Here is a 14489-nt window from a genome sequence, read left to right as displayed (position 1 = left end):
CGCCATCGCCCTAAGCTTCAAGCCCTGGCGCCTGCTGGCGAACACCGCGCTGATCTCGCCCCTGCTGGCCGCGCTCGTCATCACCCCTGGCTGTGGGCGCTGCCCTGGCTGCACCGCATGCCCATCCAGCTGCAGCTGTCGGGCGCCTGCCTCATCGGCCTGGTGCTCGGCTGGCCGCTGGCCGTGCCGGTGCTGTGCATCGTGGCACTCACCACCGGGCTCATCGCCCCCGTGCCCTGGCAGCAGCAGATCGACATGGCGCTGTGGCTGGGCATCGTGCCCGCCACGCTGTCCTTCCTGCTGGGCATGGCGCTGCGCCGCTGGGTGTGGAAGAACCTGTTCGTCTACATCCTGGGCCGCGCCTTCCTGGGCACCGCCATCTGCCTGTTCGTCAGCGGCGCGCTGGCGCAATGGTCGGGCCAGATACTGACCGTGACCGTGGAGCCCGACCTGGCCATGGTGGCGCGCTGGCTGCTGGCCTGGGGCGATGCGGTGGTGACCGGCATGATGGTGGCGGTGTTCGTCGCCTTCCGGCCGCAGTGGCTGGCCACCTGGTCCGACAGCCTCTACGTGCCGCCACCGGTGAAATGAACACCCCTGAGCCGCTGCGCGCCTTCCCCTGAAAGGGGACAACGCCAGCGGCCGAGCCAAGCCCGCTCCACGGCGTTCCCGCATGGCCTGCTCCGCGGCCATCGGTTCAGCTATAGGTGCTGAGGCCCTGAACGCCAACATCGCCACCGCGCAGGTGACGCGGGCACAATGGCGCCCGACCATGACCACACGCCCCCGCTTCCACCCGCTGCGCCCGCTGCTCACCGGCATGCTGGCGCTGCTGCCGCTGACGGCGACGCTGGTGCTGCTGTTCTGGGCCCTGCAGCTGGTGGCGCAGTGGCTCGGGCCGGGCAGCACCTTCGGCACGCTGCTAACGCGCATCGGCCTGGGCGTGGCGGCCCATTCGCCGCTGCTGGGTTACCTGATGGGCGTGCTGCTGCTGCTGACGCTGGTGTACGGCACCGGCCTGCTGGTCGAGGCCGGTCTGCAGCGCGGGCTCGACCGCATGGTCAAGGCGCTGATGCAGCGCATTCCGGTGGTGCGCACGGTGTACGACGTGGCGCACCGGCTGGTGGGCCTGCTCAGCACGCCGAAGGACGAGGGCCTGAAGTCGATGAGCCCGGTGTGGCTGTACTTCGGCGGCCCCCGGCCGAGGGCGAGGCCGCCAGCAGCACGGTGGTGCTGGGCCTGCTGACCACGCAAGCGCCGGTGATGCTGGGCGGCCAGCCGTTTCACGGCGTGCTGGTGCCCACAGCGCCGGTGCCGGTGGGCGGTGGCCTGCTGTTCGTGCCGGCGGCCTGGGTGGTGCCGGCCGACGTGGGCATCGAGGGCGTGACCAGCATCTACGTGTCGATGGGTGTCACGGCCGGCGAATACCTGGGCGGCACGCGGCCCCGCGCCGCAGCACATAGCCCCTGACCCGCTGCGAACATTGAGCCGGATCAAGACACGCCGGTACCATACAGGCCACACTCGCCGCATGGCTATTCGCTTGAAAGGAAAACAACGATGAAACTCTGGCAAGACCTCTTCGGCACCGACTATGGCCTCATGAGCATCGCCGGCATCATCTTCATGATCTTCATGGGGATCTGGTTCGTGCGTTTCTTCATCCGCAAGGCGTCCGAGCCGCCGCGCGACCAGTAAGCAGCTTTTGGGCCGCCAGCGCAATCTGGGTCTGCGCTGGCAGCTATCAAAACTACATCACGCCAGTCTTCGCCTCGGCCTCCTGCAGGCTGCGCCACATCACCTTGCCCGAGCCGCTCTTGGGCAGTGCGTCGGCAAACTCCACCACGCGTGGCACCTTGTACACCGCCATGTGGTCGCGGCACCAGTCGATGATCTCCTGCTCGCTCACCTGGCCCTGGTGGCTGGGCCGCAGCACCACCACCGCCTTCACCGATTCGCCGCGATAAGCGTCCTTGGTGGCGATGATGCAGGCCTCCTGGATCGCCGGGTGCTTGAACATCAGCGCCTCCACCTCGGCCGGCCACACCTTGAAGCCGCTGGCGTTGATCATGCGCTTGAGGCGGTCGGTGATGAAGAAGTAGCCGTCCTCGTCCACCCGGCCCAGGTCGCCCGAGCGGAAGAAGCGCTTGCCGTCCAGCTCGAAGAACGCGGCCTCGGTGGCCTCGGGCCGCTTCCAGTAGCCCTGGAACACTTCCGGCCCGTGGATCACGATCTCGCCCTGCTCGCCCTGCGGCACTTCCTTCAGAGTTTCCGGGTCGACCACGCGCGCGTCGGTGCTCATGAACGGGATACCCAGGCACTGCTGCTTGGTGTGGTCCACCGGGTTCTGGTGCGAAGGCGCGGCGGTCTCGGTCAGGCCGTAGCCCTCGGCGTAGCGCAGGCCGTAGGCGTCGAACAGGCGCTGCGCCACCGCCTGCGGCATGGCCGCACCGCCGCCGCTGATGGTCTTCAGGCTGGTCAGGTCGAAGCTGGCGAAGTTGGGGCTGGCCAGCAGGTCGATGATCATGGTGGGGATGTTGGTGAAGTTGGTCACCTTCCAGCGCGAGATCAGGCGCCCGGCCAGTTCGCGGTCCCAGCGCGGCATCAGGATCATGGTGGCACCCGCATACACCGAGGCGTGCATCACCGCCACCATGCCGGTGATGTGGAACATCGGCACCACCACCAGGCCCACGGTTTCGGCGGTGGCCACGCTCCACAGCGCGCAGGCCACGGCGTTGTGCATGATCGAGGCGTGCGTGTGCATGCAGCCCTTGGGCAGGCCGGTGGTGCCGCTGGTGTAGGGCAGCACGCTCAGGTCCTGCGGGCCGGCGGTGGCCTCGGCCAGCGGGCCGTCGAAGGCCAGCGCATCCTTCCACGCATGCACCTGGCCGCCGGCCAGCGCCGGCAGCGCGTGGTGCGTCAGCAGCCAGTCGCGCCAGGTTTCGGGCGGGGCGTCGTTGCCTTCCACGTTGCCGTCGAAGGCGTCGGTGAACTGGGTGACGATCAGGTGCTGCAGGCGCTGGCCTTCGGGCAGCGCGTCGCTGGCGCGGGCCAGCTCGCCGGCCAGGTCGGCGGTGGTGATGGCCACCTTGGCGTCCGGGTCGGTGATGTAGTGCTTCAGCTCCTCGGCGCGGTTCATCGGGTTCACCGGCACCACCACCGCGTCGGCGCGCAGGATGGCGAAGTGCGCCACCACCAGCTGCGGCGAGTTCTGCATGTTCAGCACCACACGGTCGCCCTTTTGCACACCCAGCGATTGCAGGTAGGCCGCCAGGCGCTCGGCGGCGGCCTTCAGCTGCGCCCAGGTCATCACCGTGCCGAAGAACACGATGGCCGGCTTGTCGGGGTAGCGCAGCGCGCTGATGGCCAGGTTCTGCCACAGCGAGGTGGCGGGCGGGGTGATGGCGTGCGGCAGGCGGGGCGGCCAGAACTTGTGGTGCGGGCGCATGGGCGAAAGGTCTCCTTTGAATCTGTGGATTCAATCCTAGCGCGGGCACCGCGGGGGCGATACGCTGCTTTGTCGCGGCGGCGACGCGGGCACGCGCCAGCCAGCGCACGCAGGCGCGCAGGGCCCTGCCGAAGCGCCATGAAAAAGCGCCTGCCCCACCGGGGTTCAGGCGCTTTTTCAAGCCTTTCGGCCTTCAGCCGGCGCCAGTCAAGCGCCGGCAGCTATCGAATCAAAAGCAAGCCGCGGAGCCATCAGGCCAGCTTGCAGCCGGCACCCGAATCCTCCAGCGCCTTGGCGGCCACGCCGATGATGCGGTTCTCGCCGTTGGCCACGGTGCGCAGGTAGATGTCCTGCACCGGGTTGTGCGCCTTGCCCATGCGCCACTGGCCGCGCGGGCTGTCGATGACGGCCGCCTCCATGGCACCGTAGAGCTGCTCGCGCTTGCCCGTGTCGCCCTGTACCGCCTCCAGGCCTTGGCGCAGCAGCAGGCCGCTGTCGTAGCCCTGCATGGCGTACACGTCGGGCTCGCTGCGGAAGGTGCGCGAATAGGTGTAGCGGAACTCGCCATTGCGCACCGACGGCAGCAGGTTGCTGTAGTGCAGCGTGGTCAAGATGCCTTCGGCCGCGGTGCCGGTGTCGCCCAGCACGCCCTCGGTCAGAAAGCCCGAGCCGTACAGCGGAATGCGGTGGCGCAACCCGGCCTTCTCGTAGTCCTGCATGAACTTGACCGCACCGCCGCCGGCGAAGAAGCAGGCAACGGCGTCGGGCTTGAGCTGCGCGATCTCGGCCAGCACGGCGCTGAAGTCGGTGCTGGGGAACGGCACCTTCAGCTCCTTCACGATGCTGCCGCCGGCCTTGACGTAGCCCTCGCGGAAGCCCTCCAGCGAGTCGGCGCCGGCCGGATAGTCCCACGTGACCCACACGGCGCGGCGCGCCTTGCGCTCGATCATGGCCTGGCCCAGCGCCACCGTGGGCTGCCCCATCGTGAACGAGGTGCGGAACACGTTGGGCAGGCAGGCGTTGCGCGTCACCGCGTGCACGCCGGCGTTGGGGATGATGCTGAGCGTGCCGCTCTCGGCCACCACCTTCTGGATCGCCATCTGCACGCCCGAGTGCACGGTGCCGACGATGACATCCACCTTGTCCTGCTGCACCAGGCGGCGCGCGTTGGCATCGGCCTTCTTGGGTTCGGATTCGTCGTCCAGCTTGATCCACTCCACCTCGCGCCCGGCCAGGCGCCCGCCCTTCTCGGCCACGGCCATGCGCATGCCGTTCTCGATGGCCTCGCCCAGCTTGGCGTAGGTGCCGCTGTAGGGCAGCATCAGGCCCACCTTGAACCTGGCCGGCGCGGCCGCCGGCGCCGCCTGCGCCAGCACATGGCCCGCCCCCAGCACGCCCGAGGCGGCCCCGACCACCGACACACCGCGCGCCAACACCTGGCGGCGCGACAACTTCTCGAAACCCTTGCGCATCACAATCCCACTGCTTCTGTACAAAAAAGTTCAGGTTACATCCTGTGTATGCACAGCATTCTAGGAAATTGGTTCTCAAATCCTGACGCCAAGATGACGCAAAGTCGCGGTCGCACCACGGCGGCGCGTCAAATAAATCACGCTGGCCCGCTTCGGCGCCAGCCCGCCACGGCCGGGCGCCACCCCAAAGCAAAAGGGTTCGCCGGCCAAGCCAGAGCGAACCCTTGCGGTGACGCTGCGCCGCCGGCGGGCGGCGCGTGGGGGCGCGGATCAGATCGCCGCGTCGTCCTCTTCGCCGGTGCGGATGCGCACCACGCGCTCGACCGGAGTGACGAAGATCTTGCCGTCGCCGATCTTGCCGGTGCGCGCGGCCTTGACGATGGCCTCGACGCAGCGGTCCACGTCGCCGTCGCCCACCACCACCTCGATCATCACCTTGGGCAGGAAGTCGACCACGTACTCGGCGCCGCGGTACAGCTCGGTGTGGCCCTTCTGGCGGCCGAAACCCTTGACTTCGGTCACGGTGAGGCCGGTGACGCCGACGTCGGCCAGCCCCTCGCGCACTTCCTCCAGCTTGAAGGGTTTGATGATGGCGGTGATCTGCTTCATGCGTTGCTCCTGAAATCCTAGGCTCGGAATCTGTTGGTCATAGGATAACGCCAGTCCTTGCCGAATCCGCGGTGCGTCACGCGCGTGCCCTCGGCCGACTGGCGGCGTTTGTATTCATTGATCTTGATCAGACGCGTGACCAGCTCCACGTCCTCGGGCCGGAAGCCCTCGGCCACCAGCTCGGCCACGCCCAGGTCGTTCTCCATGTAGCGCTCGATGATCGCGTCCAGCACCTCGTAGGGCGGCAGGCTGTCCTGGTCGGTCTGGCCCTCGCGCAGCTCGGCGCTGGGCGGGCGGGTGATGATGCGCTCGGGGATCGGGTTGGCCACCGTGCCGAAGGGGTTGTGCGCGTTGCGCCAGCGCGCCAGGCGGAACACCGCCGTCTTCACCACGTCCTTGATCGGCGCGAAGCCGCCGCACATGTCGCCGTACAGCGTGCTGTAGCCCACGGCGTATTCGCTCTTGTTGCCGCAGGCCAGCACCAGGTGGCCGTGCTTGTTCGACAGCGCCATCAGCATCACGCCGCGGATGCGCGCCTGGATGTTCTCCTCGGTCGTGTCCTCGGGCTTGCCGGCAAACAGCGGCTGAAGCGACGCCTTGAAGCTCTCGAACTCGGGCCGGATCGAGATCTCGGCATAGTGCACGCCCACGCGCCGCGCCATCTCGCGCGCGTCCTCCACGCTGATGCCGGCCGTGTAGGGGCTGGGCATCATCACCGCGTGCACGTTGCCCGCGCCCAGCGCGTCCACCGCCAGGGCCAGCACCAGCGCCGAATCGATGCCGCCCGACAGGCCCAGCGCCGCCGTCCTGAAGCCGTTCTTGCCCATGTAGTCGCGCAGGCCCATCACCAGCGCATCCCACAGGTCGGCGTCGTGGTCGCGCGCGGGCGCCTTGGATGCTTTCAATTCAATAGCTGCCGGCGCCCGCTGCGCCTGCACAAACCACAGTTTTTCTTCAAAACTCGGGGCGCGGCCGGCCAGTTGCGCATCGGGGCCGACGGCGAACGAGTGGCCTTCGAACACCACCTCGTCCTGCCCGCCCACCAGGTGCGCATACACCAGCGGCAGGCCCACGGCCTTCACGCGCTCGATCATCATCGCCTCGCGCTCGTAGCCCTTGCCGACGTGGAAGGGCGAGGCGTTGATCACGGCCAGCAGCTCGGCCCCCGCCTCTTTCGCCAGTTGCGCCGGCTCGTCGAACCACGCGTCCTCGCAGATCAGCAGGCCCACGCTCACGCCGCCGGCCTGAAACACGCAGGTGCCCTGCCCCGGCACGAAGTAGCGACGCTCGTCGAACACCTGGTAGTTGGGCAGCAGGCGCTTGGCATAGGTCTCGATCACGCGGCCATCGCGGATCACGCTGGCCGAGTTGGTGCGCTGGCTCACGGTGATGCTCTTGCCGCGCTGGCCCTTGCCCACCGGGTGGCCGACCACGATGGCCATGTCGGTCAGCCCCGCGGTTTCGCGCGCCACCGTCTTCACCGCCTCGTCGCAGGCGGCGATGAACGAGGGGCGCAGGAACAGGTCTTCGCAGATGTAGGCGCAGATCGACAGCTCGGGCGTCAGCAGCAGGCGCGCGCCCTGGGCGTAGGCCGTTCTGGCCGCGTCGATGATCTTCTGCGCGTTGCCCGGCATGTCGCCGACGACGAAATTGAGCTGGGCGACGGCGATCTGCAAGGTCATGGCGGGCTGGGGCAACAACAATGGCCCGCATCGTAACCGGGCGGCCACCCATGGGCCGGCCGAGCAGGCTGGCCGGCCTTGCCGGTTGGATTGCAAAATGTTACATTGGCCCGCTCTGTCATTCGAGGACGCCTACATGCACCCGTCAGCCGTCAGCCGTCAGCCGTCAGCCGTCAGCCGTCAGCCGTCAGCCGTCAGCCGTCAGCCGTCAGTCGTCAGCCGTCAACCGTTGTTCGCCTGAAAGGGCTTTGGGGCCGCGCGCTCGCGGCGCTGGCGCCCTTGGGCCTGGCGCTGGGCCTGGCCGCCGCACCCGCTGGGGCGCAGGCCGCCGTCATCACGTTTGATGATCTGACCTGCAGTGCTTGGGGCACGCTCATCCCCAACGGCTACGCCGGGCTGAACTGGAGCAATTTCGACTGCATTGATGGTGCAACGGCGTGGGACGGCAACTCCGGCTACAACGCCGGCCGCGTCTCGGGCAGCCATGTGGCGTACAACGGGGCGGTTTCCCCGCCGAATTCACCGTCACCGCCCCCGGCGGCACCAAGTTCAACTTCAATAGCGTGTACCTCACGGGCGCGTGGAACGACGACCTGATTGTCACCATCGTCGCCTACCGTGAAGGCGCGGCGGTGTCGACCACCACGCACACGCTGTCGGCCACCGCCCCCACGCTGGTGACCTTGAACCTGAGCCAGATCGACCGCGTGAACATGTCAGCGGCGGGCGGCACAAGCCACGGCTATCCGACTGGGGGCGGGGTGGGCTGGGTGCACTTCGCCATGGACAACCTCGACATCAGCTTCAACCTGCCGCCCACCGGCGTGACCGCCACGGCCGGCAATGCCCAGGCCACCGTGGCCTTCACGCCACCCCGCCCGATGCGGCAAACCCGGTCACGGGCTACCAGGCCAGCTGCACCCCGCAGGGCGGCGGCACCGCCGTCAGCGCCAATGGCGCCGGCAGCCCCATCGTGGTTCCCGGCCTGACCAACGGCACCCTCTACGACTGCACCGTGACCACGCTCTACGCCGCCGGCGGCAGCGTGCCTTCGGCGCCGGCGGCGGTGACACCGATGGCCACCGTGCCGGCCGCGCCCACGGGCGTGACCGCCACCGCAGCGCCCACCCAGGCCAGCCTGGCCTTCACCGCACCCGCCGACACCGGCGGCAGCCCCATCACCGGCTACCAGGCCAGCTGCACCCCGCAGGGCGGCGGCACCGCCGTCACCGCCACCGGCGCGGCCAGCCCCATCGTGGTTGCCGGCCTGACCAACGGCACCACCTACGACTGCACCGTGGCCGCCGTCAACGCCGTGGGCACGGGCGCTGCATCAGCCCCCGTGGCCGTCACGCCGCAGGCTGCCCCGGTTGCGGCCGTGACCGCCGTGCCCACGCTGTGGCAATGGGGCTTGATGCTGCTGGGCCTGGCCGCCGCCGGGCTGGGCGCGCGGCGCCTGCGCCGGGGCTGAGCGGCGGCTGCGAGCGCAGGGCGCCCTGGCGGCACCCTGCCCGGCGGTACGCTGGAGTCTGGAAGCCGCACGGCCTGGGCGCCATGCGGTGCGGACACACGCACGACGAACCCGCCGCAGTGCTCGGCCCCCAGCGTGCCGCGCAGGGGTGATTCCATTTCCAATGCAATGCGTCAATCACCGTCATTGCGGCGAAGGCCGGGATCCATGTTGCTCCGCACATGCCGTCTGGATTGCGGCTGCGTGTCGCGGTACGGGGCAGGCTTTGCGCCGGAATGACGAGATATGGCAGCTTTCATCTGGAATGTGAACGAGCCCATGGACCGGAGCTGGCCGTGCCGTTGCATCGATGGCCGTGCACCCGCGCGTTCGGGCTGCTGACGCGCAGCACCCTGCCCTCGCTCAGGTCAGGGCTGTCATGGCCGCACGGGATGGCCGGCCCGCCGGGGTAAGCTGGCGGCCATGCATCGCCTGGCACCCCACCCACACTTCGGCCTGGTGGCGCTGGCCGCCGCCGTGCTCGCGGCCTGCCAGACGCCGCCCACGCCCGAGCCACCGCCACCCGAGCCGCGGCCCATGGCATCGCAGACCTGCCCGCCTGTGCGGTATCCGGCCACCGCCATGCGCATCGGCCTGCAGGGCCAGGTGCGCGTGCAGCTCACGGTCGATCTGCAGGGCCACGTGACGCAGGCGCGGTTGGTCGAGCCTTCGCAGTTGACCATCCATTCCGAGCGCGATCCCGACCCGCCAGCCGCGCAGCGCCGTGCCGCCACGCTGGCGCTGGAACGCGCCGCGCTGGCCATCGCGCGCCGCTGCACGCTGCCGCCGGTAGTGGGCAACTACGCGCCCGCCACCGCCGTGCTGCCGTTTCACTTCGACCTGGAGTAAGCCACGATGCGCGTGCAGTGGGTGGACGACCCGCGGCGGATCGACGCCGATTCATGGAACGCGCTGCTGGCCACCCAGGCCACGCCCACGCCCTTCATCCGCCACGCCTACCTGGCCGCCCTGCACGACAGCGGCAGCGCGGTGCCGGGCACGGGCTGGGCGCCGCGCTTCTTGCTGCTGTGGGACGGCGCCGAACTGGCCGCCGCCTGCCCGCTGTACGTCAAGGCGCATTCGTATGGCGAATACGTGTTCGACTGGGCCTGGGCCAACGCCTATGCCGAGCACGGCCTGCGCTACTACCCCAAGGCGCTGGTGGCGGTGCCGTTCACGCCGGTGCCGGGCAGCCGCCTGCTGGCGCGCGATGCGGCAACGCGCGCGGCGCTGGTGCGGGCGCTGGTGGACTGGTGCGAGGCGCAAGGGCTGTCGTCGCTGCACGTGCTGTATGGCGATGCGGCCGACCACGCGGCGTGCGAGGCCGCGGGCCTGATGCAGCGCCAGCAGGTGCAGTTTCACTGGAAGAACCGCCACCCGGCCGAGGCGCGCCCCTTCACCAGCTTCGACGACTTCCTCGCCTCGCTGTCGCAGGACAAGCGCAAGAAGATCCGCCAGGAGCGGCGCAAGGTGGCCGAGGCGGGCGTGCGCTTTCACTGGGCGCGCGGCGCCGACATCGCGCCGGCGGACTGGGCCTTCTTCTATCGCTGCTACGAGCGCACCTACCTGGAGCACGGCAACGCGCCGTACCTGACGCCGGCCTTCTTCGACGCCATGGCGCGCGACATGGCCGATGCGTGGGTGTTGTTCATCGCCGAACGCGAGGGGGCGCCGATTGCTTCCAGTTTGATAGCTGTTGGCGCTGATTCGGCGGGCGCTGGGGGCGCAATGGGAGCTGATTTTCGCGGCTTCCGCCGCTCCTACAAGGATGGCGCGGCCCCGGGCCGGGTAGGAGCGGCGGAAGCCGCGAACGAACAGCATGAAGCGCCGGCGACCGGCGCGGGCACGCCGCCGCCCGCCCCACCCGCCTTGGCCGCCGCGCCCGCTGCCCCCATCGCCTACGGCCGCTACTGGGGCGCGCTGGAGCGCGTGGACTGCCTGCATTTCGAGGCCTGCTACTACCAGCCGATCGACTGGTGCATCCGCCACGGCGTGGCGCGCTTCGAGGGCGGCGCGCAGGGCGAGCACAAGATGGCGCGTGCGCTGATGCCGGTGCCCACGGCCAGCCACCACTGGCTGGCGCACCCGGCCTTCGCCGACGCGGTGGGGCGCTTTCTGGCGCGCGAAGCCGAGGGTATCGACGGCTACATGGAACATCTGGAAAATCGATCACCCTTCAGGCGCTGACCGCCGCGGCGCCTGAGAACCCGAAAAGCAAGAAAGGACATCGGCATGGAAATCGAACTGAACGGCTACTACACCATGATCCTGGCCACCCTGGTGCTGCTGCTGGGCCGCTTTCTGGTGGTCAAGGTCAGGTTCCTGTCGGACTTCAACATCCCCGAGCCGGTGGCGGGCGGGCTGGTGGCGGGCGTCATCGTGTTCCTGCTCAACGTGTTCTTCGGGCTCACCTTCAAGTTCCAGACACAGTTGCAGACGGCTTTCATGCTGATGTTCTTCTCGTCCATCGGCCTCAGCGCCGACTTCACGCGCCTGAGGGCCGGCGGCAAGCCGCTGGCGGTGTTCTTGATGGTGGTGGCCGTGTTCATCGTGGTGCAGAACACGGTGGGCGTGGGCCTGGCGGCGGCGCTGGGGCTCGATCCGCTGATCGGGCTGGTCACCGGCTCCATCACGCTCACCGGCGGCCACGGCACGGCCGGCGCCTGGGGGCCGGTGCTGGAGAGCAAGTACGGCATCACCGGCGCCACCACGCTGGGCATCGCCACGGCCACCTTCGGCCTGGTGGCGGGCGGGCTGATCGGCGGGCCGGTGGCCAAGCACCTGATCAAGCGCATTGGCCACAGCAAGCTGGCCCCGCCCACGCGGCAGACCGAGGTGGAGGCCGTGGCCGCGGCGCAGTCGCTGTACAGCACGCGCCACACCGAGGCCGGCGACGAACCCGACGCCGCCATGTTCGACAAGCCGGACGAGATCCGGCTGATCACCGCCTCGTCCACCATCGAGACGCTGGCCTTGTTTGCCGCCTGCATGGCCTTTGCCGGCGTGATGACCACGGTGGCCAAGGGCACGGTGTTCGAGCTGCCGACCTTCGTGTGGGCGCTGGGCGGCGGCGTGGTGATCCGCAACGTGCTCACGCACTTCTTCAACTTCGACATGTTCGACCGCGCCATCGACGTGTTCGGCAACGCCTCGCTGTCGCTGTTTCTGGCCATGGCGCTGCTGTCGCTGCGGCTGTGGGAGCTGACCGACCTGGCGCTGCCGGTGATGGTGATCCTGTTCGCGCAGGTCGGCGTGATGATGCTGTACGCCGCCTTCGTGACCTTCAAGGTGATGGGCAGCGACTACGACTCGGCCGTGCTGGCCGCCGGGCACTGCGGCTTCGGCATGGGCGCCACGCCCACGGCGATTGCCAACATGCAGGCCATCACCGACCGCTATGGCGCGTCGTACAAGGCCTTTTTGATCGTGCCGATGGTGGGCGCGTTCTTCGTCGATCTGGTGAACGCGGCGGTGCTGCAGTTCTTTACGCAGCTGCCGTTCCTGCAGTGAGGCGATGGCCTGAATTGGGGAGTATGTGTCTTCAGCGCTTGTCCAGCGGGCGCTGCGAGCCATGTGTATGGGGAGTATATGGCGCAGGCGATGAAAAAGCCGGGGCTCTTGCTGGCCCCCGGCTTGCCTGGTGCGGGATGCGGCGCGCGTGCCGTGCCTTACTCGCGGTCGCGGCGCGGTGCCCGCTGGCCCGCGCGCACGCGCTGGGCGCGGCCTTCGCGGTACACCACCTGCGTGGGCTTGAGGTCGTAATACGGGTCGGCGTCGGGGCCGCAGTTGGCATCGGCAATGCCGAACACCATGGTGGCGCCCTTGCCGTACTTGTAAGGCACGGTCTGGTGCAGCTGGTACGACATGTCGACCGGCGGGGTCGAGGTCTCCGACAGGATCTGGCCCTTGGGCCCCATCACCGTGTAGCAGGCGGCCTGCGCGCCGGCGGCCAGCAGCAGGGCGGAAACGAAGGTGGCGGTCTTTTTCATGGCGTTATTTTGCACTTGCTTACAGATGTGCCCTTGAGTCTGCCGCGCTGGGCGCGCTTGTCAAGCGGACGGCGCCGACAGGCGGCGGCATGCGTGCAGCCGGCGGCACAGGGTGTATCGCCCAGCCCACATCGGCCAGCGCGCCTACCAATTCGCTTTCAAGAATGACGAATGACAAATGACTTCGCTGCGCTTCAATGACAAAGAGGCCATTCGTCATGGGTCATGCGGCGCCAGCCGCGGTCATTCGTCATTGTTGAAACGGCATCAGGCCGCGGCAACCTCGAAGCGCTGGTCCAACTCGCGCGCCACTTCGGATTCGAGCGCCTGCCGGTCGGTGCTGCCGGCCGCGCGGCGGCCGTCGCCGCGCTCCCACTCGGGGTGGCCGCGCGCCGTGCCCAGCGCCCGCACCACGCCGCGCAGCCCTTCGTCCACGCGCTCGTCGGTCACGCGCAGCTTGTCCTGCGCGGCATGGCCGCGCTGCTCCAGCGCGCGGGCCAGGTCCAGCAGGTGGTCGGCCAGCAGCAGCAGCACCGGATCTTCCACCGTCAGCTCCTGCACGCCGGCCAGGCGGTTCTCGAGCTTGCGCCACAGCGGCCGCCAGCCGCCGCTGGCCGCGCCGCCAATGGTGGCGCCCAGCGTGGTGGCGGCGCCCAGCGACAGGCCGGCCATGGCCACGTCGGCCACCACGCCCAGCCCCGCGCCGATCATGGCGCCCAGGCCCAGGCGCTTGCCGGCTTCTTTCAGCAGCTCGGGGTTGAACAGATCATCCTCCCAGCGGCCGCCCAGCTGCGGCATCTCGGCCAGCTCGGCGTCGTCGGGGCGAAAGGCGAACACGGCCAGCAGCTCGTCGACGGCGCGCCGCGCGTGGCGCCGCACGTCGTCCTGGAAGGCACGCACGAAGGCCTTCTGGCGCACTTCGTCTTCAAATTCCTCGGCCGGCAGCGCGCGCCGCATGGCGGCCACGTCGATCAGCGTGGACGCCACCACGCGGCAGGCGGCCAGGCGCCGCTCACGCGCCTGCAGCGTCAGCGCGTCGACGATGCCGTTCAGCTGCTGGCGCCGCGCCGGCAGCAGCGTGGCCAGGTCGCTGTAGAGCTGGCGCTCGGAGCCGTTGAACGGCGCCACCACGTCGAACTCGACCCGCGCGTGCAGGCCGCTTTCCAGCAGCACCTGGTGCCAGTCGTCCAGCCGCGTGTTCAGGTAGCGCACGAAGTTCAGCACCGGCATGATGGGCTTGGCGCACCAGCTCAGGATCTCGATCTCGGCGCGGTACTTGGGCAGCACCGGCTCGCGCGTGTCGATCACGATCATGGCCGCGTCGGCCTGTTCGATCAGCGCGCGCAGCACCTTGGCCTCCTGCTCGAAGCTGCGGCTGGCCTCGGGGCCGCGCAGGAAGGCGCGCACGCGCTCGGGGCGCGAATCGGCCTCCAGCGTGTTCAGGTATTCAAGCAGCGCGACCGAATCCTCCAGCCCCGGCGTGTCGATGAAGCGCACGGCCACGGCACCGTCCAGGCGCAGGTCAATGGCCTCGGCGTGGCGCGTGCTGCCGGGGCGGTCGGACACCTCGCCGAAATCCACCTGGCGCGTCAGCGTGCGCAGCAGCGAGGTCTTGCCGGCGTTGGTGTGGCCGACGATGGCGATGCGGAGCGGCTCAGTCATGGTCATGGAATTACCCCTCTCCCGCTGGCGGGAGAGGGTCGGGGTGAGGGTGAACGACGGCGGCGATAGGCGCGCCAGCCCTCACCCCCACCCTCTCCCCGGAGGGGCGAGGGA

At 69.1% G+C, this 14489-nt stretch carries 15 protein-coding genes and 1 pseudogene; 10 read left to right on the top strand and 6 right to left on the bottom strand.

Features of this window, described 5'->3' with window-relative positions:
• The first annotated feature begins 4 nt into the window (after nucleotides 1–4).
• The 4 genes and pseudogenes from H0I39_RS15510 to H0I39_RS15495 all read left to right on the top strand — a co-directional run bounded on the left by H0I39_RS15510 (nucleotide 5) and on the right by H0I39_RS15495 (nucleotide 1698).
• Nucleotides 5–591 (top strand): annotated as a pseudogene (locus tag H0I39_RS15510) (hypothetical protein).
• Nucleotides 592–772: 181 nt separating this feature from the next.
• Nucleotides 773–1246, top strand: coding sequence for a DUF502 domain-containing protein (locus H0I39_RS15505; protein WP_180551088.1), 474 nt, complete (start codon nucleotides 773–775; stop codon nucleotides 1244–1246).
• Nucleotides 1231–1470: a DUF502 domain-containing protein gene (locus H0I39_RS15500; protein WP_180551087.1), complete on the top strand. Its 240-nt coding sequence runs from the start codon at nucleotides 1231–1233 to the stop codon at nucleotides 1468–1470. The genes H0I39_RS15505 and H0I39_RS15500 overlap by 16 nt, the downstream gene beginning before the upstream one ends.
• Nucleotides 1471–1560: 90 nt before the next feature.
• Nucleotides 1561–1698: a DUF3149 domain-containing protein gene (locus H0I39_RS15495; RefSeq protein ID WP_180551086.1), complete on the top strand. Its 138-nt coding sequence runs from the start codon at nucleotides 1561–1563 to the stop codon at nucleotides 1696–1698.
• 52 nt (nucleotides 1699–1750) lie between these two features.
• On the opposite strand, the gene H0I39_RS15490 is transcribed toward H0I39_RS15495, so the two are convergent.
• The 4 genes from H0I39_RS15490 to H0I39_RS15475 all read right to left on the bottom strand — a co-directional run bounded on the left by H0I39_RS15490 (nucleotide 1751) and on the right by H0I39_RS15475 (nucleotide 7214).
• A complete protein-coding gene (locus H0I39_RS15490) occupies nucleotides 1751–3451 on the bottom strand; it encodes a long-chain fatty acid--CoA ligase (protein WP_180551085.1) in 1701 nt (566 codons plus the stop codon).
• A gap of 251 nt (nucleotides 3452–3702) precedes the next feature.
• A complete protein-coding gene (locus H0I39_RS15485; protein ID WP_180551084.1) occupies nucleotides 3703–4923 on the bottom strand; it encodes an ABC transporter substrate-binding protein in 1221 nt (406 codons plus the stop codon).
• 270 nt (nucleotides 4924–5193) lie between these two features.
• Nucleotides 5194–5532 (bottom strand): P-II family nitrogen regulator, encoded by a 339-nt coding sequence (locus H0I39_RS15480; RefSeq protein ID WP_180551083.1) that lies wholly within the window; start codon nucleotides 5530–5532, stop codon nucleotides 5194–5196.
• A 17-nt stretch (nucleotides 5533–5549) separates the two neighbouring features.
• Entirely contained in the window at nucleotides 5550–7214 is a 1665-nt protein-coding gene (locus H0I39_RS15475) for an NAD+ synthase (RefSeq protein WP_180551082.1), read from the bottom strand.
• 279 nt (nucleotides 7215–7493) lie between these two features.
• Between H0I39_RS15475 and H0I39_RS15470 the strand changes: the two genes are divergently transcribed.
• The 6 genes from H0I39_RS15470 to gltS all read left to right on the top strand — a co-directional run bounded on the left by H0I39_RS15470 (nucleotide 7494) and on the right by gltS (nucleotide 12234).
• A complete protein-coding gene (locus H0I39_RS15470; RefSeq protein WP_180551081.1) occupies nucleotides 7494–7811 on the top strand; it encodes a hypothetical protein in 318 nt (105 codons plus the stop codon).
• The gene (locus H0I39_RS15465) at nucleotides 7778–8203 is read left to right on the top strand and encodes a hypothetical protein (protein ID WP_180551080.1); all 426 of its coding nucleotides are present in this window, start codon (nucleotides 7778–7780) and stop codon (nucleotides 8201–8203) included. The genes H0I39_RS15470 and H0I39_RS15465 overlap by 34 nt, the downstream gene beginning before the upstream one ends.
• The gene (locus H0I39_RS15460; protein ID WP_180551079.1) at nucleotides 8188–8685 is read left to right on the top strand and encodes a fibronectin type III domain-containing protein; all 498 of its coding nucleotides are present in this window, start codon (nucleotides 8188–8190) and stop codon (nucleotides 8683–8685) included. Before H0I39_RS15465 ends, H0I39_RS15460 begins: the two co-directional genes overlap by 16 nt.
• A 462-nt stretch (nucleotides 8686–9147) precedes the next feature.
• Entirely contained in the window at nucleotides 9148–9573 is a 426-nt protein-coding gene (locus H0I39_RS15455) for an energy transducer TonB (protein WP_180551078.1), read from the top strand.
• A 6-nt stretch (nucleotides 9574–9579) separates the two neighbouring features.
• Nucleotides 9580–10911: a GNAT family N-acetyltransferase gene (locus H0I39_RS22465; RefSeq protein ID WP_257645826.1), complete on the top strand. Its 1332-nt coding sequence runs from the start codon at nucleotides 9580–9582 to the stop codon at nucleotides 10909–10911.
• A 45-nt stretch (nucleotides 10912–10956) separates the two neighbouring features.
• Nucleotides 10957–12234, top strand: a complete 1278-nt coding sequence (gene gltS / locus H0I39_RS15440; protein WP_180551077.1) for a sodium/glutamate symporter — start codon at nucleotides 10957–10959, stop codon at nucleotides 12232–12234.
• 158 nt (nucleotides 12235–12392) lie between these two features.
• Here the strand turns inward: gltS and H0I39_RS15435 are convergent, their stop codons facing one another.
• Entirely contained in the window at nucleotides 12393–12713 is a 321-nt protein-coding gene (locus H0I39_RS15435; RefSeq protein WP_180551076.1) for a hypothetical protein, read from the bottom strand.
• Between the two features lie 267 nt (nucleotides 12714–12980).
• A complete protein-coding gene (locus H0I39_RS15430) occupies nucleotides 12981–14375 on the bottom strand; it encodes a GTPase/DUF3482 domain-containing protein (RefSeq protein ID WP_180551075.1) in 1395 nt (464 codons plus the stop codon).
• Nucleotides 14376–14489: the final 114 nt, after the last annotated feature.

Origin of the sequence: Ottowia beijingensis, assembly GCF_013423955.1 — a bacterium.
Taxonomy (GTDB): Bacteria; Pseudomonadota; Gammaproteobacteria; order Burkholderiales; family Burkholderiaceae_C; genus Ottowia; species Ottowia beijingensis.
Note: the sequence above shows the minus strand (reverse complement) of the source record. Positions and strands in the feature narration are given on the sequence as shown.

Coding starts and splice junctions, on each gene's coding strand:
- H0I39_RS15505 (WP_180551088.1), top strand. CDS start 773: ATGACCACACGCCCCCGCTTCCACCCGCTGCGCCCGCTGCTCACCGGC.
- H0I39_RS15495 (WP_180551086.1), top strand. CDS start 1,561: ATGAAACTCTGGCAAGACCTCTTCGGCACCGACTATGGCCTCATGAGC.
- H0I39_RS15490 (WP_180551085.1), bottom strand. CDS start 3,451: ATGCGCCCGCACCACAAGTTCTGGCCGCCCCGCCTGCCGCACGCCATC.
- H0I39_RS15485 (WP_180551084.1), bottom strand. CDS start 4,923: ATGCGCAAGGGTTTCGAGAAGTTGTCGCGCCGCCAGGTGTTGGCGCGC.
- H0I39_RS15480 (WP_180551083.1), bottom strand. CDS start 5,532: ATGAAGCAGATCACCGCCATCATCAAACCCTTCAAGCTGGAGGAAGTG.
- H0I39_RS15475 (WP_180551082.1), bottom strand. CDS start 7,214: ATGACCTTGCAGATCGCCGTCGCCCAGCTCAATTTCGTCGTCGGCGAC.
- H0I39_RS15455 (WP_180551078.1), top strand. CDS start 9,148: ATGCATCGCCTGGCACCCCACCCACACTTCGGCCTGGTGGCGCTGGCC.
- H0I39_RS22465 (WP_257645826.1), top strand. CDS start 9,580: ATGCGCGTGCAGTGGGTGGACGACCCGCGGCGGATCGACGCCGATTCA.
- gltS (WP_180551077.1), top strand. CDS start 10,957: ATGGAAATCGAACTGAACGGCTACTACACCATGATCCTGGCCACCCTG.
- H0I39_RS15435 (WP_180551076.1), bottom strand. CDS start 12,713: ATGAAAAAGACCGCCACCTTCGTTTCCGCCCTGCTGCTGGCCGCCGGC.
- H0I39_RS15430 (WP_180551075.1), bottom strand. CDS start 14,375: ATGACTGAGCCGCTCCGCATCGCCATCGTCGGCCACACCAACGCCGGC.